General features: G+C 52.5%; 21 protein-coding genes. 4 read left to right on the forward strand and 17 right to left on the reverse strand.

Annotation, left to right across the window (positions count from 1 at the left end; genetic code table 11):
- Positions 1–17: 17 nt before the first annotated feature.
- A complete protein-coding gene (locus SIL79_RS19450) occupies positions 18–1460 on the forward strand; it encodes a carbon starvation CstA family protein (RefSeq protein ID WP_039033829.1) in 1443 nt (480 codons plus the stop codon).
- A gap of 88 nt (positions 1461–1548) precedes the next feature.
- Here the strand turns inward: SIL79_RS19450 and SIL79_RS19455 are convergent, their stop codons facing one another.
- The 10 genes from SIL79_RS19455 to SIL79_RS19500 all read right to left on the reverse strand — a co-directional run bounded on the left by SIL79_RS19455 (position 1549) and on the right by SIL79_RS19500 (position 9739).
- Complete coding sequence (locus tag SIL79_RS19455) at positions 1549–2097, reverse strand: YaeQ family protein (RefSeq protein ID WP_039033828.1); 549 nt, start codon at positions 2095–2097, stop codon at positions 1549–1551.
- A gap of 54 nt (positions 2098–2151) precedes the next feature.
- Complete coding sequence (locus tag SIL79_RS19460) at positions 2152–3063, reverse strand: precorrin-2 dehydrogenase/sirohydrochlorin ferrochelatase family protein (RefSeq protein WP_071476479.1); 912 nt, start codon at positions 3061–3063, stop codon at positions 2152–2154.
- Positions 3063–3422 carry a rhodanese-like domain-containing protein gene (locus SIL79_RS19465; RefSeq protein ID WP_039033826.1) on the reverse strand — a complete coding sequence of 120 codons (360 nt, stop codon included), beginning with the start codon at positions 3420–3422 and terminating at the stop codon, positions 3063–3065. Before SIL79_RS19465 ends, SIL79_RS19460 begins: the two co-directional genes overlap by 1 nt.
- A gap of 30 nt (positions 3423–3452) precedes the next feature.
- Positions 3453–3770 carry a putative signal transducing protein gene (locus tag SIL79_RS19470; protein WP_039033825.1) on the reverse strand — a complete coding sequence of 106 codons (318 nt, stop codon included), beginning with the start codon at positions 3768–3770 and terminating at the stop codon, positions 3453–3455.
- Between the two features lie 249 nt (positions 3771–4019).
- Positions 4020–4967, reverse strand: coding sequence for a protein translocase subunit SecF (secF, locus tag SIL79_RS19475; protein ID WP_039033824.1), 948 nt, complete (start codon positions 4965–4967; stop codon positions 4020–4022).
- An 11-nt stretch (positions 4968–4978) separates the two neighbouring features.
- The gene (gene secD, locus SIL79_RS19480; RefSeq protein WP_039033823.1) at positions 4979–6829 is read right to left on the reverse strand and encodes a protein translocase subunit SecD; all 1851 of its coding nucleotides are present in this window, start codon (positions 6827–6829) and stop codon (positions 4979–4981) included.
- Between the two features lie 17 nt (positions 6830–6846).
- Positions 6847–7179, reverse strand: a complete 333-nt coding sequence (yajC, locus tag SIL79_RS19485; protein WP_025011473.1) for a preprotein translocase subunit YajC — start codon at positions 7177–7179, stop codon at positions 6847–6849.
- Between the two features lie 28 nt (positions 7180–7207).
- A complete protein-coding gene (tgt, locus tag SIL79_RS19490) occupies positions 7208–8332 on the reverse strand; it encodes a tRNA guanosine(34) transglycosylase Tgt (protein WP_071476480.1) in 1125 nt (374 codons plus the stop codon).
- A 149-nt stretch (positions 8333–8481) separates the two neighbouring features.
- Positions 8482–9519 (reverse strand): tRNA preQ1(34) S-adenosylmethionine ribosyltransferase-isomerase QueA, encoded by a 1038-nt coding sequence (gene queA / locus SIL79_RS19495; protein WP_319619901.1) that lies wholly within the window; start codon positions 9517–9519, stop codon positions 8482–8484.
- A gap of 58 nt (positions 9520–9577) precedes the next feature.
- Positions 9578–9739: a hypothetical protein gene (locus SIL79_RS19500; RefSeq protein ID WP_157823027.1), complete on the reverse strand. Its 162-nt coding sequence runs from the start codon at positions 9737–9739 to the stop codon at positions 9578–9580.
- Between the two features lie 144 nt (positions 9740–9883).
- On the opposite strand from SIL79_RS19500, the gene SIL79_RS19505 reads away from it, so the two are divergent.
- A complete protein-coding gene (locus SIL79_RS19505) occupies positions 9884–10477 on the forward strand; it encodes an acyl carrier protein phosphodiesterase (RefSeq protein ID WP_039033817.1) in 594 nt (197 codons plus the stop codon).
- A gap of 98 nt (positions 10478–10575) precedes the next feature.
- Positions 10576–11229 carry an RluA family pseudouridine synthase gene (locus SIL79_RS19510; RefSeq protein ID WP_039033816.1) on the forward strand — a complete coding sequence of 218 codons (654 nt, stop codon included), beginning with the start codon at positions 10576–10578 and terminating at the stop codon, positions 11227–11229.
- A gap of 98 nt (positions 11230–11327) precedes the next feature.
- On the opposite strand, the gene SIL79_RS19515 is transcribed toward SIL79_RS19510, so the two are convergent.
- The 7 genes from SIL79_RS19515 to SIL79_RS19545 form a co-directional block, all read right to left on the reverse strand.
- Positions 11328–11663, reverse strand: a complete 336-nt coding sequence (locus SIL79_RS19515) for a hypothetical protein (RefSeq protein ID WP_233962769.1) — start codon at positions 11661–11663, stop codon at positions 11328–11330.
- A 465-nt stretch (positions 11664–12128) separates the two neighbouring features.
- The gene (gene sstT / locus SIL79_RS19520) at positions 12129–13349 is read right to left on the reverse strand and encodes a serine/threonine transporter SstT (protein ID WP_071476483.1); all 1221 of its coding nucleotides are present in this window, start codon (positions 13347–13349) and stop codon (positions 12129–12131) included.
- A gap of 141 nt (positions 13350–13490) precedes the next feature.
- A complete protein-coding gene (locus SIL79_RS19525; protein WP_071476484.1) occupies positions 13491–14387 on the reverse strand; it encodes a chemotaxis protein in 897 nt (298 codons plus the stop codon).
- A 75-nt stretch (positions 14388–14462) separates the two neighbouring features.
- Entirely contained in the window at positions 14463–15980 is a 1518-nt protein-coding gene (locus SIL79_RS19530; protein ID WP_052248028.1) for a phospholipase D family protein, read from the reverse strand.
- 84 nt (positions 15981–16064) lie between these two features.
- A complete protein-coding gene (locus SIL79_RS19535; RefSeq protein WP_039033813.1) occupies positions 16065–16538 on the reverse strand; it encodes a phosphatase domain-containing protein in 474 nt (157 codons plus the stop codon).
- Between the two features lie 87 nt (positions 16539–16625).
- Positions 16626–17195 (reverse strand): methylated-DNA--[protein]-cysteine S-methyltransferase, encoded by a 570-nt coding sequence (locus tag SIL79_RS19540; RefSeq protein WP_052248027.1) that lies wholly within the window; start codon positions 17193–17195, stop codon positions 16626–16628.
- A 113-nt stretch (positions 17196–17308) separates the two neighbouring features.
- Complete coding sequence (locus tag SIL79_RS19545) at positions 17309–18886, reverse strand: DNA-3-methyladenine glycosylase 2 family protein (RefSeq protein ID WP_071476485.1); 1578 nt, start codon at positions 18884–18886, stop codon at positions 17309–17311.
- 278 nt (positions 18887–19164) lie between these two features.
- On the opposite strand from SIL79_RS19545, the gene SIL79_RS19550 reads away from it, so the two are divergent.
- The gene (locus tag SIL79_RS19550) at positions 19165–20994 is read left to right on the forward strand and encodes an ABC transporter ATP-binding protein (RefSeq protein ID WP_319619978.1); all 1830 of its coding nucleotides are present in this window, start codon (positions 19165–19167) and stop codon (positions 20992–20994) included.
- Positions 20995–21346 lie beyond the last annotated feature (352 nt).

Genomic DNA, 21346 nt, shown 5'->3' on the forward strand with positions numbered 1-21346 from the left:
TCGGGGAGATTACAACTATGATGTGGTTTTTGCTGTGTGTCGGTCTATTGATTGGCGGCTACTTCATCTACGGTACTTTTGTAGAAAAAATATTCGGGATCAACAATAAAAGACAAACACCCGCCTACGCCCAAACAGACGGTGTTGACTATGTGCCCATGTCCAAGGGCAAGGTCTACCTTATCCAATTGTTAAATATTGCCGGCGTGGGGCCTATTTTCGGTCCTATTCTGGGGGCGCTATACGGCCCGGCGGCCATGTTGTGGATTGTTATCGGCTGTATCTTTGCCGGTGCGGTGCACGACTACTTCTCCGGCATGCTGTCGGTACGTAACGGCGGTCAGTCAGTGCCTAACCTGGCGGGTAAGTACCTTGGTAAAGGCGCCAAGAACTTTATGAACATCTTCGCCATCATACTGCTGTTGTTGGTAGGTGTGGTATTTATCTCGGCTCCTGCCGGCTTGCTCGGTAAGCTTACCGGCGGCAGCGTCGGTCTGTTTGTCGGCATTATCTTCGTTTACTACCTGATTGCCACCATAGTGCCGGTAGACAAAATTATAGGTCGCCTCTATCCCTTCTTCGGCGCCTTACTGCTGTTCATGTCTATCGGTTTGACCATAGCCATAATCCTGTCCAGTGAACATACTCTGTTGCCGGGCTTTGAAGCCGGTGACTTTCTGCAGAACCTGAACCCTGACAATGCCCCGTTGTGGCCAGCGCTCTTCATCACCATCGCCTGTGGTGCCGTGTCAGGTTTCCATGCGACGCAGTCCCCACTGATGGCACGCTGTGTTGAAAATGAATCCAATGGCCGCTTCGTGTTCTACGGTGCCATGATAGGCGAAGGTATCATTGCCCTTATCTGGTGTGCCGTGGCTCTGTCTTTCTTCGACGGTGTCGAGGGACTGAAAGCCGGCATGGACGGCAACCCTGCCAACGTGGTTTACAGCGCCTCAACCGGCCTTCTCGGTGCAGTCGGTGGCTTCATGGCGGTGCTTGGGGTAATCATTCTGCCTATCACCTCCGGCGATACCGCCTTCCGCTCCGCCCGGCTGATCTTATCTGAGTACTTCAATATGCCTCAGACTGAGATGCCCAAGCGACTGATGTTGGCAATTCCGCTGTTCATCATAGGGGCCATACTGACCCAAGTGGACTTCGGTGTCATTTGGCGCTACTTCGGGGTCGCCAACCAAGCCACTGCAGTGATGATGCTATGGACAGCTTCAGCCTACCTGCTACGCCACAACAAGCTGCACTGGATCTGTACCATTCCGGCGATGTTTATGACCACAGTGGTGATAAGCTTCCTGCTCAACTCCAGTACCCTGGGCGCAGGTCTGCCAATGACAGTATCCACCATCAGCGGCATAGTGGTGACTCTGCTGATAACCGCCCTGGTGATAATAAAGACCAAGGGCCGCAACGAGGTCGATGAAATACTCCCAGAAGAAGGTTAAGCTCTGGAGGTAAAACGTTGCATAAACCAAGAGCCGCCCTTTTGAGGCGGCTCTTGTTATGTAAAACGATTCGCAGCAACCGAGCCAATCACAATGCCAAGGGCTTCAACACTTTAGGTTCTACCATCACGCTGGCACTGTCGCTGCTCAGATAAATAATCCCGTCGCTGATATTGCAGCCCAGTTTCATTGAACGGCTGACCAACTGCGCCATCTCCTTCACCTGCTCTTCGGGTATCTCCCACACCTTAAGGTTGGCATAACGGTTAAAGGCATGTTGATTCTGTTGCCACCATACCGGCACGCTGCGGCCACCATAAGCAAACAGCTGCACTTCGTCGGCACGGCCGCTAGCCTTGCGCAGCCATTTTTCATCGCTCTGGCCAAACTCGACCCACAAACGAATATCACCGTTAAGCTCGCGATCCCAAAGTTCGGGTTCATCATCAACACATAAACCCTTGCTGAAGGCCAAACTGTCAGAAGCGTTGAGCGCAAAAGCCAACAAACGCACCATCATACGCTCGTCGGTTTCCGACGGATGTTGGGCAATGGTCAGCTGATGATCCTGATAATAATGCCGGTCCATATCAGCAATACTGAGCTGAACTTTAAAAATACTCGCCTTCAAGGCCATGATAACTTCTCTGTGATAGGAGGCAGATGCAGCCTCAATAAGGAAATAAAGGGTTTAAATAGCGCCGGGGCGCAAATGTTTGGCGAATGGGAACGCCGCTTTGAGCCTGGCGACTTCGTTTGCGTCGGCCAGACGCAGCATCCGCATGCCGGCTTGATAGGATGCCAACAGGGCACTGTCGGCCATGGGGGCTGTGCGTGACGCGTCCCGGCGGATAAGCTCCAGTAACTCAGCCGTTGGGGCGCCATCTGTTATCAGGCTGTCTATCCGCTGCAGCATCGGCATCGCGGCCAGCGGCAACAACTGCAGATGGCAATCATCTGCCAGCAGCAATAACTCTCCCTGCGCCTCGCCTGAGACAAAACTCAGCTCAAAATTCTCCCGGGTGCTGGCATCAAACCTGTCACCATTGAGCTTAAAAAAATGCTCCCAGAAGCGCCGCCTGGCATCCACCGAAGGCAAGCGCTGCTGCACTTCCTCTCTGTGATCGGCAATAAAATCCAGCAAAGAGCTGAGGCTTGGCGGCAGCAGAGTTTCAAGTTTAGCTCTCAAGTCTCTCGCAAACACAGGCGCGGCACCGGCGGTACTGATGGCCATTACCAGCCGTCCTCTATCAACGATGGAGGGCGTGATAAAATCACACTCGGATGGGGTATCAACCACATTGACCCATGCACCAAGCTCGCGTGCCTTGGCCGCCAGGGTTTGGTTTAGATTACTATCAGCTGTAGCCAGATAAACCAGCTCTCGCTCGGCAAGATCCCGATCTTCCACGCCCCGGCGAGACAGCCAAATCCGTCCGCTGGCGGCATAGGCTTCCACCTCGGCGTTCACCTTGGGCGCCACAAGGTGAATTTCAGCTTGAGTTCTGGCCAAAAGATCCAGTTTACGGCTGGCCACTTCACCACCACCGACCAACAGCACTCTTATGCGTGAGGTGTCAACAAAAAGAGGAAAATACTGCATTAATCCTGTACCAAAGGCAGTTCGTGGGCACACCAGGCGCGATAACCACCGTCAAGGGCAGCCACATTCCGGTACCCCAAGCGTTGCAAACTCAATGCCGCCAGTATAGCGCGTTGCCCACCGGCGCTGTAGAGTAGCAGCGCCGCTGACTTGTCCGGGAATCGCTTACCAATATCCCGCTCCAGTATGCCTCGGGACAGATGCTTGGCCAGCGGCAGGCGATCTTTTAGCCACTCATGATCTTCTCGTACATCAATGAGCTGCCAGCGATCATCATGCTGATACTCTTCTATGCTTAACTCTCGAACCAGATCCCTGGCCTGTTCAACCAAGGCCGTAAAATCAAGGCTATTTGTCATTTGTCACCTCCGGGCCCTGCCATCGATAGCTTAATTATGGCACTCGCTGCGTTCGGCGCTACACTGCCAGCAAAGTTCAAAACTGGCGTCGTTGAACTCATGACATTGCAGGCACTGCCACTGAGGCCTATCGGCATCGAGACTAGCCAATTGTGATTGTGCTTGCTCCCGCTGAGATTCCGGGACCCACAGCTCTACGGTTTGCATATCAACCGGCAACTCTCCCACGCCGCCCAGCAGAGCTTCACCGCGCAGCTCAACCCTCAATCCTGAGGTTTCCAGCATTCCCTTCCAGGTATGGGCCTGCAGCAGATTACCACCGGCTACCATGACTTTTCGTTCTTCCATGTTTCTTCCTACAACTTTAGGCTCTGCCACGGCAGAGAAATTAAGGAATGGATCCTGTGGAAGGATCCGCAGCCCATGCTACTGATAAACGCCTGGACTGTCGAGTGACAGCATTAAGTGAATTTACCTTTTGATAACAAAAGCGCATATTTGAGCCATAAACTCAGGTTTTATTCCAACTCGGAGCTATCTCCGTAATGCTCAGACACAAAAAAGCCACCCGCAGGTGGCTATTTTCTACCCGGTTTATCAGGGCATAATGGAAGGCTGATCGGCGCCTTCCTTCTCCACTTCCACCGGCATCATATGCTCGCGGTTGATCCCAAGTTTAATGGCCAGGAAACTCGCCACATAGATGGAGGAGTAAGTACCCACCAAAATCCCCATCAGCAATGCCGTGGCAAAGCCGTGGATCAGGGTGCCCCCCTTGAGAAACAGCGCTACCACAGTAATAAGCGTGGTTCCGGTAGTGATAATGGTACGGCTCATGGTCTGGGTGATTGAGGTATTCACCACTTCCACAGGTGTTGCCTTACGCATCTTGAGGAAGTTCTCACGAATACGGTCAAACACCACGATAGTATCGTTGAGCGAGTACCCCACCACGGTCAGCAAACCTGCCAGTACCGTCAGGTCGAACTCCAACTGCAGGAAGGAGAACACCCCCAGCGTCACTATCACGTCGTGCGCCAATGCGGCGACCGAACCCATAGCCAGACGCCATTCAAACCGGAAAGAGACGTAGATAAGAATACAGATCAGCGCAACCAGTACCGCCAGGCCACCCTGCTCTGCCAATTCCTTACCGACCTGAGGGCCGACAAATTCTACGCTCTTTTGCTGCACTGCCGGGTCTTGCTTGGCAGCAGCGGCAAAAACTTCCTTAACCTGAAGGTCGCTCTTGATGTCTTCGCGCACCTGCAGGCGCACTACCACATCGCGACTGGAGCCGAAGTTTTGCACCACGGCACCCGAGGTCGGTTCGGTATCGAGGGCAAGACGCAGCTCGTCCAGGTTAGCGGGTTTGCTAAATTCCATGATGACAGAGGTGCCACCGGTAAAATCCAGCCCCCAATTGATCCCCTTGGTTGCCAGGGAAGTCAGAGAAGCTACGACCAACACTGCCGACATAATACTGATAGGCAGAGCATGACGCAGGAAGTTGATAGAGCCTTTAATTGATAAAATCTGCAACATAATCAGCTTCCTCAGATCGACAGTTTCTTCACGCGCTTGCCGCCCCACATGGCGTTTACAACCGCTCGGGTACCGACAATAGCGGTAAACATGGATGTCGCGATACCTATCATCAGGGTCACGGCGAAGCCTTTAATGGCGCCGCTGCCCACTGCGAACAGGATAAGTGCGGTGATGAAGGTGGTAATGTTGGCATCGGCAATGGTGGAGAACGCGTTGCCATAACCTTCATGAATAGCCTGCTGAACACTGCGACCTGCGCGAAGCTCTTCACGGATACGTTCATAGATAAGCACGTTGCCATCCACCGCCATACCCACTGTCAGCACCATACCGGCGATACCCGGCAGCGTCAGTACTGCGCCCGGGATCATCGACATCACACCCACCACCATGATCAGGTTTGCACACAGCGCCAGGTTGGCAATAACACCAAAGGCGCGGTAGTAGATCAGCATAAAGATCAATACCACAGCCATACCCCAGAGCATTGCCTGCATCCCGTTTTCAATGTTTTCGGCACCCAGGCTTGGGCCTATGGTACGTTCTTCCACTATGGATACAGGTGCAATCAGCGCACCGGCGCGCAGCAGCAACGCCAGGTTCTGGGCTTCGCCATGAGACAGACCCGTGATAACGAAGTTACGGCCGAGGCGGGCTTGAATGGTCGCGACAGAGATGACTTCCTCGATCTTATCCATCTTCACGCTGCCATCAGGGTTACGCTTACCGCTGTCCTTATACTCGATAAACAAGGTCGCCATCGGCTTGCCGATGTTGTCTTTGGTCACGTTGGAGAAGATATTCCCGCCCTTGGCGTCCAGGCTGATACTCACCTGAGGCCGGCTGTATTGATCGAAGCTTGGCTGAGCGCCGGTAATATGATCACCGGTCAGCATCACTTCTTTCTTCAATACCGCAATACCCCCTTCACGACGTGGATACACCTCGGAGCCGGGTGGCACCCGGCCCGATTGCGCCGCATTCATGTCGGCTTTCTCATCGACCATATGGAATTCAATGGAAGCGGTCGCCCCGAGGATCTCTTTGGCGCGAGCAGTATCCTGTACCCCCGGCAGTTCAACGATAATGCGCTCGGCGCCTTGACGTTGTACTACGGGTTCAGCAACCCCAAGTTCGTTCACCCGGTTACGAATAGTGGTGATGTTCTGCGACAGAGCGTCTTCTTTCACCTGCTTGAGGTAGACTTCGCTCATGGTGGCCATCAGGGCAAAGTTATTGCCCTCGCTGGCGTCGCTGAACACCATATCGTTGGAGCGACTCTTCAGGAAACTCTCGGCTTTAGCCAGATTCTCGGCATCACGGAACTTGATCTCAATGCCTTTGGCCGTAGCCTTGACACCCGAGTAGCGGATCCCCTCTTCCCGCAGTTGACTGCGGAAATCGGCGATCTTGGCTTCTTCCATCTTGCGAATGGCTTCGCCCATGTCCACTTCCATCAGGAAGTGCACACCACCACGTAGGTCAAGACCCAATTTCATCGGTGAACCACCGAGTGACTCGAGCCAGGCCGGTGTCGCCGGTGCCAGGTTCAACGCTACGCTGAACTTGTCACCCAAGGCTTCTGCTATCGCTTCTTTGGCCAACAACTGCTGTTCGGCATTGTTGACTCTGACGAGTAGCTGACCGTTTTCCAACTCGGAACGCTTGACACCTATACCCTTGCTTTGCAGCAAGTCGTTCACTTGTGTCTGGGTCGTGACAGTCACATCCGCACCGCGGGTGCCCACCACTTGTACCGCGTGATCCTCACCAAAAAGGTTAGGCACGGCATAGAAAGCCCCGATGGCGATGATAATGATCACCATCAGGTTCTTCCATAAAGGATACTTATTTAACACGCCTCAGCCCCCTTGGCTTATAGCGACTGGATAGAGCCTTTTGGCAATACCGCCGCGATATAATCTTTTTTGATGGTGATCTGGGTGCTGTCGTTCAGGCTCAGCAGAACATAATCATTCTCATCGCTGATCTTGGCGATTTTGCCTATGATGCCACCACTGGTCAGGACTTCGTCGCCCTTACCCAGGGACGCCATCAGATTTTTGTGCTCTTTAACACGCTTGGACTGAGGACGGAAGATCATGAAATAGAAGATCAGACCGAAGATCACCAGCATGAACACCAATTCCATGGTACCGCCAGACTGAGGAGCACCGGCCGCACTAGCGTAAGCATTTGAAATAAACATATTTTTCTCTTCTTATCAGCAAATAAAATCAATCCACCAATTCAGGTACTTCACGGCCTTGACGACCATAGAAGTCCTTCACAAAGGCGTCTAATGTACCTGTCTCAATGGCGCCGCGCAAACCTTCCATTAACCTTTGGTAGTAACGCAGGTTATGTATGGTATTGAGACGGGCCCCGAGAATTTCATTACAGCGGTCCAGATGGTACAGATATGCCCGTGAGTAGTTCTTACAGGTATAGCAGTCACATTCCGGATCCAGCGGTGATGTGTCGTCACGATGCCGCGCATTGCGGATCTTGATAACACCTTCTGTGACAAACAAGTGGCCGTTGCGGGCATTACGGGTTGGCATCACACAGTCAAACATGTCGATACCGCGACGCACGCCTTCAACCAGATCCTCCGGTTTGCCTACCCCCATCAAATAACGAGGCTTGTCTGTTGGGATCTGCGGGCAAACATGCTCCAGTACTCTGTGCATGTCCGCCTTGGGTTCCCCTACAGCCAAGCCGCCGACGGCATAGCCGTCAAAACCTATTTCCAACAAGCCCTTGAGGCTTTCATCACGCAGATCTTCATAGACACTGCCCTGAATAATCCCAAACAGTGAGTTGGGATTTTCCAGGCGGTCGAACTCGTCCCGTGAACGTTTTGCCCAGCGCAGTGACATCTGCATCGACTTGCGGGCTTCGTCGTGAGTGGCAGGATACGGCGTGCACTCATCAAAAATCATCACCACATCCGAGCCGAGCGAATATTGGATCTGCATCGACTTCTCGGCATCCATGAAAATCTTTTCGCCATTGATGGGCGAGCGGAAATGCACCCCTTCTTCGGTGATCTTGCGGATATCACCTAGGCTGAAAACCTGGAAACCACCCGAGTCGGTGAGAATCGGCCGTTGCCAGTTCATGAAATCGTGCAGATCACCATGCTTACGCATGATCTCTTCACCTGGGCGCAGCCAGAGGTGGAAAGTGTTCCCCAGCAGAATATCGGCTCCGGTGGCACGCACTTCTTCCGGAGTCATCCCCTTCACAGTGCCGTATGTTCCAACCGGCATAAAGGCCGGAGTCTCGACCGTACCTCGTTCAAAAATCAATCGGCCTCGGCGCGCGCGGCCATCAGTAGTATCCAATTCAAATTTCATGATTTACCTCGTCAGAGAAACAGTCTGACCTTAATTGCGCGGACTCGGGCCGCAGTGTTTAAACAACAGAGGGTCGAAAAGGCAAAAGGTTCACCCTTAAGACAAAATACCCGCTCATTGAGGCGGGTATTTTAAAGCAAAAGTCGTAATCAGTGAGCTTTTTTAGTCACAAACATGGCATCACCGTAACTGAAAAAGCGGTATTTTTCGGCAATCGCGTGCCGATAGGCGTTCATTACCTCATCAAAGCCGGCAAAAGCACTGACCAACATAATAAGAGTCGACTCCGGCAGGTGGAAATTAGTGACCATGGCATCCACTACCTGAAACTCATATCCGGGATAGATGAAAATATCTGTATCCCCTTTGAAAGCCTGCAGTTCGCCTTCACTCGCGCGAGCAGCGCTCTCGAGCGAACGCACGGAGGTTGTGCCCACCGCGATCACCCTTTTTTCGGCCGCCTTGGTGTTATGGATTTTAGCGACCACCTCGGCCGGCACTTCGGCCCACTCAGAGTGCATCTTATGTTCCAGTATGTTGTCGACCCGTACCGGCTGAAAAGTACCGGCACCAACATGCAGAGTCACAAAGGCGATATCCACGCCTTTGGCTTTCAGCTCGGCCAACATATTGTCATCAAAGTGCAAACCGGCCGTCGGCGCCGCAACCGCGCCCGGAGTTTGGTTATAAACTGTCTGATAGCGCTCTTTGTCGGCATCTTCATCGGGACGGTCGATATAAGGCGGCAACGGCATATGGCCTACCTGCTCCAGCACTTCAAGCACACTCGGACCGGATACCAGTTCAAGTTCAAACAGCGCGTCGTGACGTGCCAGCATCAACATTTTGAAGCCGCCATCGAGCAAAATTTCACTGCCTTCCTTCGGCGACTTTGAACTACGCACATGAGCAAGCACCCGCTTGTCATCCAGCATCCGTTCCACCAGGATTTCCAGCTTACCGCCGGTTGCCTTCTGCCCGAACAGGCGTGCCGGAATAACCCGGGTATTGTTGAATACCATGAGATCGCCGGGTTGAACCAGGTTCAACAACTCGGTGAAGCGGCAGTCGCTAAGAGCCCCGCTGTTACCATCCAGAGTGAGTAATCTGGACGCACTGCGTTTCTCCATAGGGAACTTGGCAATCAGTTCCTCTGGAAGATCGAAAGAAAAGTCTGCTACACGCATGAATGGGCCTCGGCTTAGCTGGAAACGGCGGCTAGTCTAGGGATTTGAGGCGTTAAGATCAAGGCTCCAGCGGTTCGTTTGCCTTTTCGGCAAGGGGCTTGTTGTCATCGAAGGGCTCGCGCCGATATTCGAGTTGCTCGAACGGAATATCTATATCTACCCTGCGCCTCTGGGGCCTTGGCGTTTTGTTGATAAGTTTATTGAACCAGTCCCACATCATCCTTGATCCTCTGTGTCACCGAACGCTAAGCGTAGCATCTTTTTCCACTGAGCAAAAAGAGAACATTCACCAGCGTCAGAGACTATTTTCATTTGCCGGCTTGTCATGGTAACTTGAGGGCGAATTCGACACCCAGTAACCAATATGAACTTCCTTGCACACCTGCATCTGGCCGATATCAGCCAAACATCTCTCGGCGCCAATCTCGCCGGCGACTTTGCCAAAGGCAATATTCAACAGTTTCCCAAACATTTGCAGCAGGGGCTCTGGCTCCACAGACAGATAGACAAGTTGACCGATAGCCACGAATTAACCCGCGAGTTAGTGCGTACTTTCCCCAAACCGCTTGCCAGAGTGGCACCTGTACTGATGGATTTGGCCTTTGACCATATGCTGGCAAAGTACTGGGAGGAATATCATCATCAACCTTTGGCTGCCTTTTGCGATAAGGCCTACGAGAGCCTCAGACAAACGCAATCCCTACCCGAAGGCTTAGCCAAACTGGCGCCAGTGATGGAGCAGCAAAATTGGCTGTTGAATTATCAAAGTCGCCAGGGGCTCAACAGTGCTGTAACCGGTGTGAGTCGCCGACTTTCAAAACCTGAGCTGTTCAACGGTGCCCAACAAGCGCTGCAAAAACTCGATACTGAAATTGAAATCGCCTTTCGAACCTTTTACCCACAATTGATGGCTTACAGCCGGATATGGGCCAGAAAGACACCCGCGGAATTTCTTTGATCTAAACCCAGCCCAAGGGCCGCTTCGGTTGAACCCACAAAGCCACTTTTGCCGGGCCCATGGCTTTGTTAAAATTGCGCCTTCACGAAGGAGAGTTCATGCAAGTTTTTGAGTACCGCCCACCGGCCCTGCCCTGGCTCGATATCCGCTATCTGGATCGCGATATTATTATCATCAACAAGCCATCCGGGCTGTTATCCAACCCTGGCCGCGCCGCCGTAACCCATGATTGCGCCCTCACCCGCTTACAGCGCCTGTATCCGGAAACCATATTGGTGCACAGGCTGGACTGCGCCACTTCAGGGATAATGGTTTTCGCCCGCAACAAAGCCGCCGAGTCCAGTCTCAAGACTCAGTTTCAGGAACGGCAAAGCGATAAACTGTATGTGGCCGAGGTGGCTGGACATCTTGAACAGCCAGCCGGTGTTATCGACTTGCCTCTGGCAGCGGATAAGGCCAACCCACCGCTGCAGCAAGTCTCAGAGCAAGGTAAGAGAGCGGTCACTCACTACAAAGTGCTTGAGCGCCGTGAGGATTCCAGCCTGGTGGCATTACAACCGGAAACCGGCCGGACTCATCAGCTCAGAGTCCACATGCTCGCATTGGGGCATCCGATTTTAGGGGATGATTTCTATGGTGGATGTGAGATTGAAAATGCCCGTCCGCGACTCTGTCTGCATGCTGCCAGCCTGGCATTTTGCCACCCTTACTCGGGTGCCGAGATGCATTTTGTCAGCCTGTCGCCTTTCTGACCCTTGCAAGGCTTGATAAAGAAAGCCTTAGAAAAAGCAGCTAAAGAAAACGCCCGCTTAGCGGGCGTTTTCTTTTTTTACAATGAGTCAAACAATTATTAAGCACTCATCACTGATTTGGGTTCCAGACTGAAGCTATCGCCTCCTTCAGTGCAAAACTGCAGCTTGCCCTCTGCGGTTAAAATAAAGTATTCACCAAACAGGTTACCACCCATATCTTCCAGACATAAACCGGCATTGGTCTGTTTGGACTTCATCTCATCCACGCTGTGGCAACCATCGCTGAACCAGGTTTCCAGAAACAGCTTGCCACCTTGACGATACAAGGTCAGTTCTTCACCACTGCCTGGGCGACTATCCTGCCAACAACCAAGAAATTCTCGCTGTTGTTCGTTCTGTCGGTGCAGACGCTTGCGCTTTTCTACTCCAGACATATCCATACCCTTAAACCATGTCAGCCCAGCCTCTTTGGCTGACCCCAAATGCATGACATTAAGCATAGAACTCATAGTGCCCCTTTACCCGGCCAAAAGTAACATAAAAGTGAAAAATTTGATTCCAAATCATTAAAAACCAATAAGTTAGAATGAAATCTCTCGAATGTGCGCAGTGTAGCCCAGTGACAAAATAAAAGTGTGATCAAGATCACTTATTGCGGAGAATTTAAGCAATTTATGGAATAACTCACACAATCCCCTTACCACCGGCCGTTTGAACGGTCACACCGTGGCAAATGGGGACCAAAAACAAAGGGCGGCCCAGAGGCCGCCCTGTATCTTCAACAATGTTTCCTAGGGAATGCTTCTTGCAAAGGACTAGGGCCATTTGCTGCGAACCACGCCTTGCACCCAGGCCTGTAAGTCGACGCAGAGCACACATGGGGCTTGTTCGCACCTTCCTTAGCTTAGCTTGCGATCTTCGGCCTGGCAGACTGCCGCGGTAAACAACACATCAGTGGAAGAGTTCAGCGCAGTTTCAGCCGCATCCTGAATAACCCCGATAACAAAGCCCACGGCCACCACCTGAATGGCAATGCTGTCACTGATGCCAAACAAGCTACAAGCCAGAGGGATCAGCAGCAATGAACCACCGGCTACCCCGGAGGCACCACAAGCCGACACGGCGGCCACCAGGCTCAACAGCAAGGCAGTTGGCAAGTCGACACTGGTTCCCGTGGTATGCACAGCAGCCAGGGTCAGTACGGTAATGGTAATTGCCGCGCCGCCCATGTTGATAGTGGCCCCCAGAGGAATAGAAACCGAATAGGTGTCTTTATGCAGTTTGAGGCGCTCACACAAGGCCATGTTCACCGGAATATTGGCGGCGCTCGAACGGGTAAAGAAGGCGGTTACGCCACTCTCTCTGAGGCAAGCGAACACCAATGGGTAAGGATTGCGTCTTGTCTTGTAGAACACCAAGAGCGGGTTCACCACCAGGGCTATGATAGCCATGCTTCCCAGCAAGACGCCTAGCAGACGGCCATAATTGTACACTTCCTCAAAACCGCTCTCGGCAAAGGTCACGGCCACCAGACCGAAAATGCCTATCGGCGCCAAGCGGATAATAAAGCGCACCATCTGTGAGATACCATGACTGACATCGGCAAATACCTGTTTGGTCGAATCACTGGAATGATGCAGTGCCAATCCAAGACCAATACCCCATGCCAGAATACCGATATAGTTGGCATTCATCAGAGCATTGACTGGGTTGTCGACCAATTTGAACAGCAGGGTATTGAGAACTTCCAGAATACCTTGCGGCGGCGTTAACAACTGTTCAGGCGCCCTGAGCTTGAGTGTGGTGGGAAACATAAAGCTCATTACCACAGCTGTAAGTGCCGAGGCAAAAGTACCGAACAGGTACAAGGCGATAATTGGCCGCATATTGCTCTTGGTATTTTTCTTCTGATTGGCAATCGATGCCGCCACCAGCAGAAATACCAGGATCGGCGCGATCGCCTTAAGCGCGCCGACAAAAAGATCTCCAAGAAAAGAAACGCTCTTTGCCCATTCCGGAGCAAAGTGTGCGAGCCCCATGCCCGCGATGATCCCCAAAAGGATTTGCAGTACAAGACTGCTCTTGGCCAATCGGGCCAAAAGTAAAGAAGATTGGTTCATTGCCTGACCTGTCGTTATTATCTTTCTGGCACCAGTGCCACAGGAGTTACGTTTTTAGCGGATGAAACCGCTAATGTCTAGCTTTGAAGCCTATTTGTGTCGTCTGGATAACCCTGAGCACGCATTTTGGCAACAGTGATGTCATTTTTGACTATCTTGTGCAATTTTGGCGCCTCTGAGCATGGCATCAATAAGTTCATGGGCATCGAACTTGGTGAGGGCTTCGTTGGCACCTACCTGGTGCGCCTGGCTGACACTGATCTCACTGGACAGCGAGGTATGCAGGATAATGTAAGCTCCGGCGAGTGCCGGTTTGTCTCTCACCTCAAAGGCGAGCTCATAACCATCCAGACCCGGCATTTCGATGTCACTCACTAGGAGATCCACTGGGCGCTTTTCGGCCGCGGCCTTTTCCATGATAGCCAAAGCCTGGGCACCGTTTGAGGTGACCTCATAAGGGATATTAATGGAGTCCAGCGCATCAGACAGTTGCTTTCTGGCTACTTTAGAGTCGTCCACCAACAAGATCCGCAGCGGTTTCAACCTTTCCCTTTGCACATCGGTCAGCATGGCCACACTCTGGGCCGCAATCGGGAAAATCTTTGACAGCAGCAACTCAACATCCAGCAATTGCACCAGCTTATTGTCGTAACGAGTCACTCCGGTGAGATAAGCATTGCGTCCCAGGTTATCCGGCGGTGATTCAATATCACGCCAGTTACATTCGAGGATCTTGTCGATACCGCGAACCAGAAAGCCTATCTCCATCCGCTGACAATCTGTGATGATGATAAAGCAACTCTTGCGCTCCTCTGCGGTAACCGGGCGATAACCAACGGCCGCCGCCATATCCACTACAGGAATGGTATGTCCTCTGAAGTTTACCGCCCCCATCACAGCCGGATGAGATTGGGGGATCTGGTTTAGTGGCATATAAGGTACCAACTCACGGATCTTCAGGGTACCTATGGCAAACAGCTGGCTTGCCGACAGATGAAACAGCAGCAGTCCCTGAGATTGATTGGCCTTACTCTTCATAACAACACCATTACAGACAATAAGTTAAACGCTTCAGGATAACACAGGCTTGAACCTATGGTGGTCAGCTGCAATTCACAATTGCGACTCAATAGGCAAAAGGCTGAGAATATCGGCGCTGAGACGGCGCCAGAAACCGGCGGCGGGCTCGTTATAGAACACCTCTTGTTTGGCATCGTCATGCCACACCAGCTCATCCTCCTCCAGCGCCAAGCGGTAAGCATTACGTAGTAAGGCGCCGCCCAGTTGCCGCTGCATGTGTTCGGCAAGCTCGGGCTGATGTAGCAGTATGCCCATTTCAGTATTGATCCAGGCAGAACGGGGATCAAAATTGAACGAACCGACGAACACATCTTCGCCGTCCAGCACAAAAGTTTTGGCATGTAAGCTGGTGCGTGAGCTGCCGCGCCATGAAGAAGGCTTATGGTCGGGGTCAGCCTTGACTTCATAGAGGCTGACACCGGCTTCCAGTAGTTGCCGACGATACTTCTTGTAGCCACCATGCACGGCCACTACATCTGTGGCTGCCAGGCTATTGGTCACCACAGTAACCTCAATGCCATTGGCTACCGCCTGTGCCAGGGCATCTGCCCCTTTGGATGTGGGCACAAAATAGGGCGAGATGATCAGTATGTTGTTTTCAACCTGGGACAGAAAACGACCGATATCGGCCAGCATCCAACTCTCGGGCTCGGCGCTGCGCAGCTTATCGGGCGGGTCGAACAACACCTTGGCTTCGCCCCAATACCAGTCGAGTTGCTGCTGCTCCATGTTCGTTATCAACTGGCTCTGCAACAAGCGCTGATAATAGGGGTGATCCTGCATCGCCTGCTGTTCCTGCCGCATCTTGGCATCGGCCTGCAGCAATTTTTCCCGGGTCAGACGCTTGGGCAGCAATTGCTCAAGCGGAATAGTCAGCGGCGCATTCCAGTAAAGATCAAACTGATCAGAGATAGCCGGTATCGCCTCGCCTATGGCGAGCAAGTCAAAGTCACCGAACTCAAGTTCATCGTTAGCGGAAAAATACTCATTGCCTATGTTGCGCCCTCCCACCACAGAAACCATGTTGTCCACCGTCAGCGACTTATTGTGCATTCTGTGGTTCAAGCGGGCGAAACTGAACAGCCAAGACAAGCCTCTGAAGGTGCGGGAATATACCGGGTTATAGAGGCGAACCTGAATATTGGGATGATGATTTAAGGCCGCCAGTCCGGATTCGAGCGGCGCACTCGTGGTATCATCAAGCAGCAGCCTTACCCGCACGCCGCGCTCGGCAGCTTCCAACAGTTGCCACACCAGGGTTTTGCCGGTTTCATCGGCCCGATAAATGTAGTACTGCAGATCGATACTGCTCTGGGCACTGCGGATAAGCGCCAACCTGGCAATGAAGGCATCGACACCTTCGGCCAACGGCAGCACACCCGTCTGCGATGGGTGGATGGACAATTGAGGTTCCAGATAATCCAGCAAGACAGAACTCTCCGGCGTTGCCAGATAGCTGGAGTCGCTGTATGCGGGATCCCGTGTCGGTGCCGAACTGCAAGCGCTAAGCAAGGACAAGAGGACCAGCAATATTCCAAACTGTGGCAACATTCTGAATATTCTTCGAAATAATGAAGAGTATTCAAGCATTAATTCGTTCCGGGATCCAGTATTCCCGCCTCCGGCGTTAATTTGTTAATCCTGTAAAGCATAGAGCACATCGAACACAAACTGATCCCAACCATGGGATTCAAAGGCAACATCTGCCACCGCACGAATGCGGGCAACTGCATGCAGCGGCGCCACGCCATGCTCCATCAAGTAGTAGGCCAATAATAGGCAAGTACGGTTTTGCCCCGACTCACAATGTACCAATACCCCTAGACCGGCCGCACGCTGACGCTGGATAAAGTCGAGTGCCTTGGGTAACTGCTCGACGCAGAGCCGCAAATCGGCATCCGACGGGGCTTCTCCACTCGGTAAAGGGATACAGGCAAACTCAAATGGCGACTGAGGCCAATCGGCGGCCAAGTTACCAGCCATATTATCAGCCAAGGAAAGAATGGCGCCTATCCCGGAGCGTTGCAGCTCATCAAAATCCCAGTTCTGGCCTACCGGCCCCCGGCTTCCTGCCAACTCTCCCTCTTCCAGCCAAAAGAGTGGTTGCATCTGTGTTTTCCTCAGTAATACGCAACTTTTGCTTGGCTTCAGAATACCCCAAATCGATAGAGAGTTTCGTTGATTTATGCCAAAAGATTAACTGGGACGACCGGCTTCCAAGTCAAGCAATTGTTGCTTCATGGCGAGGCCCCAGGCATAGCCGGTCAACTTGCCATCCTTGCCTATGACTCTGTGGCAAGGCACGATAATCGCTATCGGGTTGGCGCCATTGGCAGTGCCGACAGCGCGAACAGCTTTGGGATTATCAATCTTTACGGCCAGCTCACCGTAACTGGTAAAACTGCCGTAGGGCAACCCCACCAATGCCTGCCAAACAGCGCGTTGAAAGCGTGTCCCCTTGGGAGCCAAAGGCAGTTCGAAGACCTGTCTGGTGCCGGCAAAATACTCCAAAAGCTGGCTCTTGGTCTGTGTCAATATCGCCTCTGCCCGCGCCTTTTGCGCCGTACTCGCGCTCGCCAGCGGGATCCGGCGCTCTCTGTCATCCCCCGTCAAAACCGACAGATGTGACAGCCCATGGGGCCCTGCGGCAAGCCACAGCCGGCCCACAGCCGAATCCATGCTAAGCTCCGCCACCGGCAGCAATTCTGCTATCGGCCACTCTTTACTCAACGATACGGCCAAGCTCGGATTATCTTGTGTACTCATAGGATTAATCCTTTGATTTTATAGCTTTTGAATAGGTGTTTGACAGATGCCTTTGCAACCCATTCCATTCTCTTCATTCAGCGCTTTCATTCAGTGCTTTCATTCCGAGCTGTCTATGGGCGCTGTGCCGAATGCCAAAGTTGCAGAGTAAGGTAGCTGCCCCAGGGCGACGCCGCTTCAGTGACACCTTGCAGTAATGCTTGGTAATGGCCCGCACCTTGATTGCCTTTATGCTGAGCAACTGCGCCTTGTTTAACCGAATCAGGATTAAGTTGAGCCAAACTCTCGTTACCCTTGGTCGAGATTGCTGTTTCAACAAGTAGCCTGAGCAGACGTTTACGGATTATCAAATCGCCGCCGAGCAACACATCAGGATCCGACAACCCGCGCATTCTGGCGTAGGCTATGGTCCAAGGGCCAATCCCTTTCAAACTGAGCCAAGCCTCAGGCTCGGTATCACCATGCTCAAGCTGAAAACGCGCCAACTCGGCCAGTGCCGTCTTTCTGCTTGCGGGCATTTTCAACTCGTCAAAGTCCGCCGCCAACATACTTTCGGGCTCGGGAAAGAAGCTGATTTCGCGCCCGGCGATAACTCGCCGCTCACCTCTGGCTGCCACCAACTGCCCCAACAGTTTTGTGGCTTGGGTAACGCTGACCTGCTGGCCCAGAACAGCCCGCACACCGGCTTCAAACAGAGAGCCTGCTGCCGGCAGCCTCAGCCCCGGCTCCCAACCAAAGGTGGAGTCTGCCAGTGTGATAGGTTGCAACACTTGCTCAACCTGCTGCATATCAGCGTCGAGATCCAATATCCTTCTTATCCGATTGACCAATACCGGCAACAAGCTAAGCTCGGCGCCCTCTTCCAATGCCAGGGTAACTGCGACTCTATTTTGCGAGGCCTGCAACTCGGCAAAAAACCAAGCTTTGAACCCGCCTTTGTCGCTGTTGAGTAACAGGCTGCGACCATAGCCCTGGCGGCCATTAAGTTCAAACCACTCCATTCCTGTTACCGCCCGCAGGCGATAGAAATCAAGCAGCGCTTGCCAGGCATAAGGCGGCCGGTAACTCAAAAACAGTTGCAGCCTGTTACTGTCGTCCATTTGCGTATCAGCGCTACGTCTGAGTGCCGACGGGGTTAGCTGCAGCTGACTCTGAAACACTTCGTTGAAACGGCGAATACTCGTGTATCCCGCAGCCAAGGCCACCTGCGTGATAGGGAGCCGGGTTTGGTGCAGCAACTGCTTGGCAAACATCAATTGCTGAAACGCAGCGTATTGCTTGGGAGACAGGCCCAGCGCTTCGACAAACAGCTTGCGCAGATAACGACTGCTGATCCCGAGACGCAGTGCCAAGTGCTCGACACCTTTCGCCGACTCGCCGCTCAAGGCGCCCTGCTCTATCAGAGTTACCGCCCGCTCCAGCGTGGTTCTCGTGCCTTTCCAGGCACAGGAACCTGGCGCGCTTTCCGGCCGACAGCGCAAACAGGGGCGCAAACCTTGATTTGCTGCGGCTGCGGCCGAGAAAAAATATTCGACATTTTCCTCTTTCGGCGCCACCGCCGGACAGATAGGCCGGCAATAGATCCCCGTCGTCTTCACCCCGATAAAGAAACGGCCATCAAACCTGGGATCGCGACTGAGTCTCGCCCGGCGGCAGGTGTCGGCGCTGAGCTCAGTAAAAATCGTCATCATCTGTTTCGCTATCGTCTATAACCTGGATGCAGATTACCCCGCAAACACGAGGGAAACCAGCGGAAAACGGAACTGGACCCCGAGACTAAACCCAAACAGTTGATCCGGAATAATAGCTGCCCTGCCGGTAAAAATTGGGTATGCTGGAACGGCTTGAATAAAAATCACTCCAGATCCGCAAGGCCCGATGTCTGCCCGCATAACCGGGCAAGAATCATTCTTTGCCAAGAGATAAATCGCCCATAACAGTTTGCCAAGAGAAGGCCATGATAAAGACGTTGTTTTCCCGCTTTGAACACTGGACGGATCCACTGCCGGATATAGAACCATCTCCACCGCCCAAAGGGCTCTATGCTTTTTGTCGCCACTACACCAAAGGTTTCGAACGACCGTTGATATTGATGTCAATATTGACCGCAATTCTGGCCATGCTGGAAGTGTCGCTGTTTGGCTTTATGGGGCAGTTGGTTGACTGGCTGGTAGACAAGGATCCACAAACCCTGCTGCAGGATGAAGGACTCAAGTTACTCGGCATGACCTTGCTGGTACTCGTGCTCTTGCCTGTACTCATCTTGCTGCACGCCTTGATTGTCTACCAAAGTCTCTTGGGCAACTATCCGATGGCCATCCGCTGGCTGGCGCACAAATACTTGTTGAAACAGAGTGTTTCCTTCTATCAGGACGACTTTGCCGGCCGCATAGCCACCAAGGTGATGCAAACCTCTCTTGCGGTGCGGGAAACCGTGATGAAACTCCTGGACGTGCTGGTCTACATAATGGTGTATTTCACCTCCATGTTGGTGATGATCGCCAGTGCCGATATGCGCTTGATGCTGCCCATGTTGGCATGGCTTGCCATCTATATCGGCCTGCAGTGGTATTTCGTGCCCAAGTTGAAAGCCGTGTCTACCGAGCAAGCCGATGCCCGCTCAACCATGACAGGTCGAATCGTCGACAGCTACACCAATATTGCCACGGTCAAACTCTTCTCCCACACCCAGCAGGAAGCCGAATACGCGCAGTCGAGCATGAAAACCTTCCTGGATACCGTGCACAGGCAGATGCGTCTGGTCACCGGAATTAACGTCAGTGTGCAGCTACTGAACTATTTCCTGGCCTTTAGCGTGGCAGCCGTATCCATCTGGCTCTGGAGCGACAGTGCCATCAGTGTTGGCGCCATAGCGATTGCCGTCAGCCTGGCTCTGCGCCTCAACGGCATGTCGCAATGGATAATGTGGGAAATCAGCTCACTGTTTGAAAATATAGGGACAGTGGCCGATGGTATGAGCACCTTGTCCAAACCCACCCGCATTCTGGATGCCGAAGACGCCAAAGCCATTTTGGTTGAGCAAGGGCAAATCGATTTCGATAAGGTCAGCTTTCACTATGGAGAACAGAGCGGTGTGCTGGAAGGCCTGGATTTACAGATCAAGCCAGGTGAAAAAGTCGGTCTGGTGGGGCGCTCGGGTGCCGGTAAGTCCACCTTGGTCAATCTGCTGATGCGTTTTCATGATGTGGAAAAGGGAAAAATTCTGATAGACGGTCAGGATATCCGTAAAGTTACCCAGGATTCGCTGCGCTCACAGATAGGCATGGTGACTCAGGATACCTCCTTGCTGCACAGATCCATCAGAGAAAATATTCTTTATGGTCGTCCCGATGCCACGGAAGAGGAACTGGAGCAGGCAATCATCAAGGCCCAGGCCAGTGAGTTTATCGCCTATTTGACAGATCCGTCGGGAAATACCGGGCTGGATGCCCAGGTGGGTGAACGGGGCGTCAAATTATCCGGCGGTCAAAGGCAGCGTATTGCCATCGCCAGAGTGTTATTGAAAGATGCGCCAATATTGATCCTGGATGAAGCCACCTCGGCACTCGACTCGGAAGTGGAAGCGGCAATTCAGGAAAGCCTCTATCAACTGATGGAAGGAAAAACCGTTATCGCTATCGCCCACAGACTATCAACCATAGCCGCAATGGATAGATTGATAGTGCTGGATCAGGGCAAAGTGGTCGAACAAGGCAGCCATCAGGAACTGATCCGCAGCAAAGGAATTTACGCCCAGCTGTGGGCTCACCAAACAGGCGGTTTTATCGGTGTAGACTGAGATATCTTTACCGCCCTGCTTTTCGGCATAGAACAACATTTCAGGAAGCCATCACGGCTTCCTGGTTTTTTAAGCCTTCCATACCATATAAAGAGACACTCACCTTGACTAACTGCCACATACTTATTCAAGTAGCGACTTTTTATTCAAGTAGTAACTAGGCGGGTATCCGGGCAAAACAATCTGGCGTATCGGTAATGAGGCCTGTGCCTGATAAGAGCAGTTAATAAGAACTGCATTTTAGAGCCACGTTTCGATACATGGTTGGATAAATACTCTAACAAGCCATTCGGGGTTAGAGCGCACTTTTGCTAGGACGCAAACGTTAAAGAAACAGATAACAAAAAACCAC

Source organism: Shewanella indica (assembly GCF_033842865.1).
Taxonomy (GTDB): domain Bacteria; phylum Pseudomonadota; class Gammaproteobacteria; order Enterobacterales; family Shewanellaceae; genus Shewanella; species Shewanella indica.

Bases quoted from the DNA above. Each gene is read 5' to 3' on its own strand.
- SIL79_RS19515 (WP_233962769.1), bottom strand. From the start codon at position 11,663: ATGTCTGGAGTAGAAAAGCGCAAGCGTCTGCACCGACAGAACGAACAA.
- SIL79_RS19455 (WP_039033828.1), bottom strand. From the start codon at position 2,097: ATGGCCTTGAAGGCGAGTATTTTTAAAGTTCAGCTCAGTATTGCTGAT.
- SIL79_RS19535 (WP_039033813.1), bottom strand. From the start codon at position 16,538: ATGCAACCACTCTTTTGGCTGGAAGAGGGAGAGTTGGCAGGAAGCCGG.
- SIL79_RS19465 (WP_039033826.1), bottom strand. From the start codon at position 3,422: ATGACAAATAGCCTTGATTTTACGGCCTTGGTTGAACAGGCCAGGGAT.
- SIL79_RS19500 (WP_157823027.1), bottom strand. From the start codon at position 9,739: ATGATGTGGGACTGGTTCAATAAACTTATCAACAAAACGCCAAGGCCC.
- SIL79_RS19460 (WP_071476479.1), bottom strand. From the start codon at position 3,063: ATGCAGTATTTTCCTCTTTTTGTTGACACCTCACGCATAAGAGTGCTG.
- sstT (WP_071476483.1), bottom strand. From the start codon at position 13,349: ATGAACCAATCTTCTTTACTTTTGGCCCGATTGGCCAAGAGCAGTCTT.
- SIL79_RS19525 (WP_071476484.1), bottom strand. From the start codon at position 14,387: ATGAAGAGTAAGGCCAATCAATCTCAGGGACTGCTGCTGTTTCATCTG.
- tgt (WP_071476480.1), bottom strand. From the start codon at position 8,332: ATGAAATTTGAATTGGATACTACTGATGGCCGCGCGCGCCGAGGCCGA.
- SIL79_RS19530 (WP_052248028.1), bottom strand. From the start codon at position 15,980: ATGTTGCCACAGTTTGGAATATTGCTGGTCCTCTTGTCCTTGCTTAGC.
- queA (WP_319619901.1), bottom strand. From the start codon at position 9,519: ATGCGTGTAGCAGACTTTTCTTTCGATCTTCCAGAGGAACTGATTGCC.
- SIL79_RS19470 (WP_039033825.1), bottom strand. From the start codon at position 3,770: ATGGAAGAACGAAAAGTCATGGTAGCCGGTGGTAATCTGCTGCAGGCC.
- SIL79_RS19505 (WP_039033817.1), top strand. From the start codon at position 9,884: ATGAACTTCCTTGCACACCTGCATCTGGCCGATATCAGCCAAACATCT.
- yajC (WP_025011473.1), bottom strand. From the start codon at position 7,179: ATGTTTATTTCAAATGCTTACGCTAGTGCGGCCGGTGCTCCTCAGTCT.
- SIL79_RS19540 (WP_052248027.1), bottom strand. From the start codon at position 17,195: ATGAGTACACAAGATAATCCGAGCTTGGCCGTATCGTTGAGTAAAGAG.
- secF (WP_039033824.1), bottom strand. From the start codon at position 4,967: ATGTTGCAGATTTTATCAATTAAAGGCTCTATCAACTTCCTGCGTCAT.
- SIL79_RS19545 (WP_071476485.1), bottom strand. From the start codon at position 18,886: ATGATGACGATTTTTACTGAGCTCAGCGCCGACACCTGCCGCCGGGCG.
- SIL79_RS19510 (WP_039033816.1), top strand. From the start codon at position 10,576: ATGCAAGTTTTTGAGTACCGCCCACCGGCCCTGCCCTGGCTCGATATC.
- SIL79_RS19450 (WP_039033829.1), top strand. From the start codon at position 18: ATGATGTGGTTTTTGCTGTGTGTCGGTCTATTGATTGGCGGCTACTTC.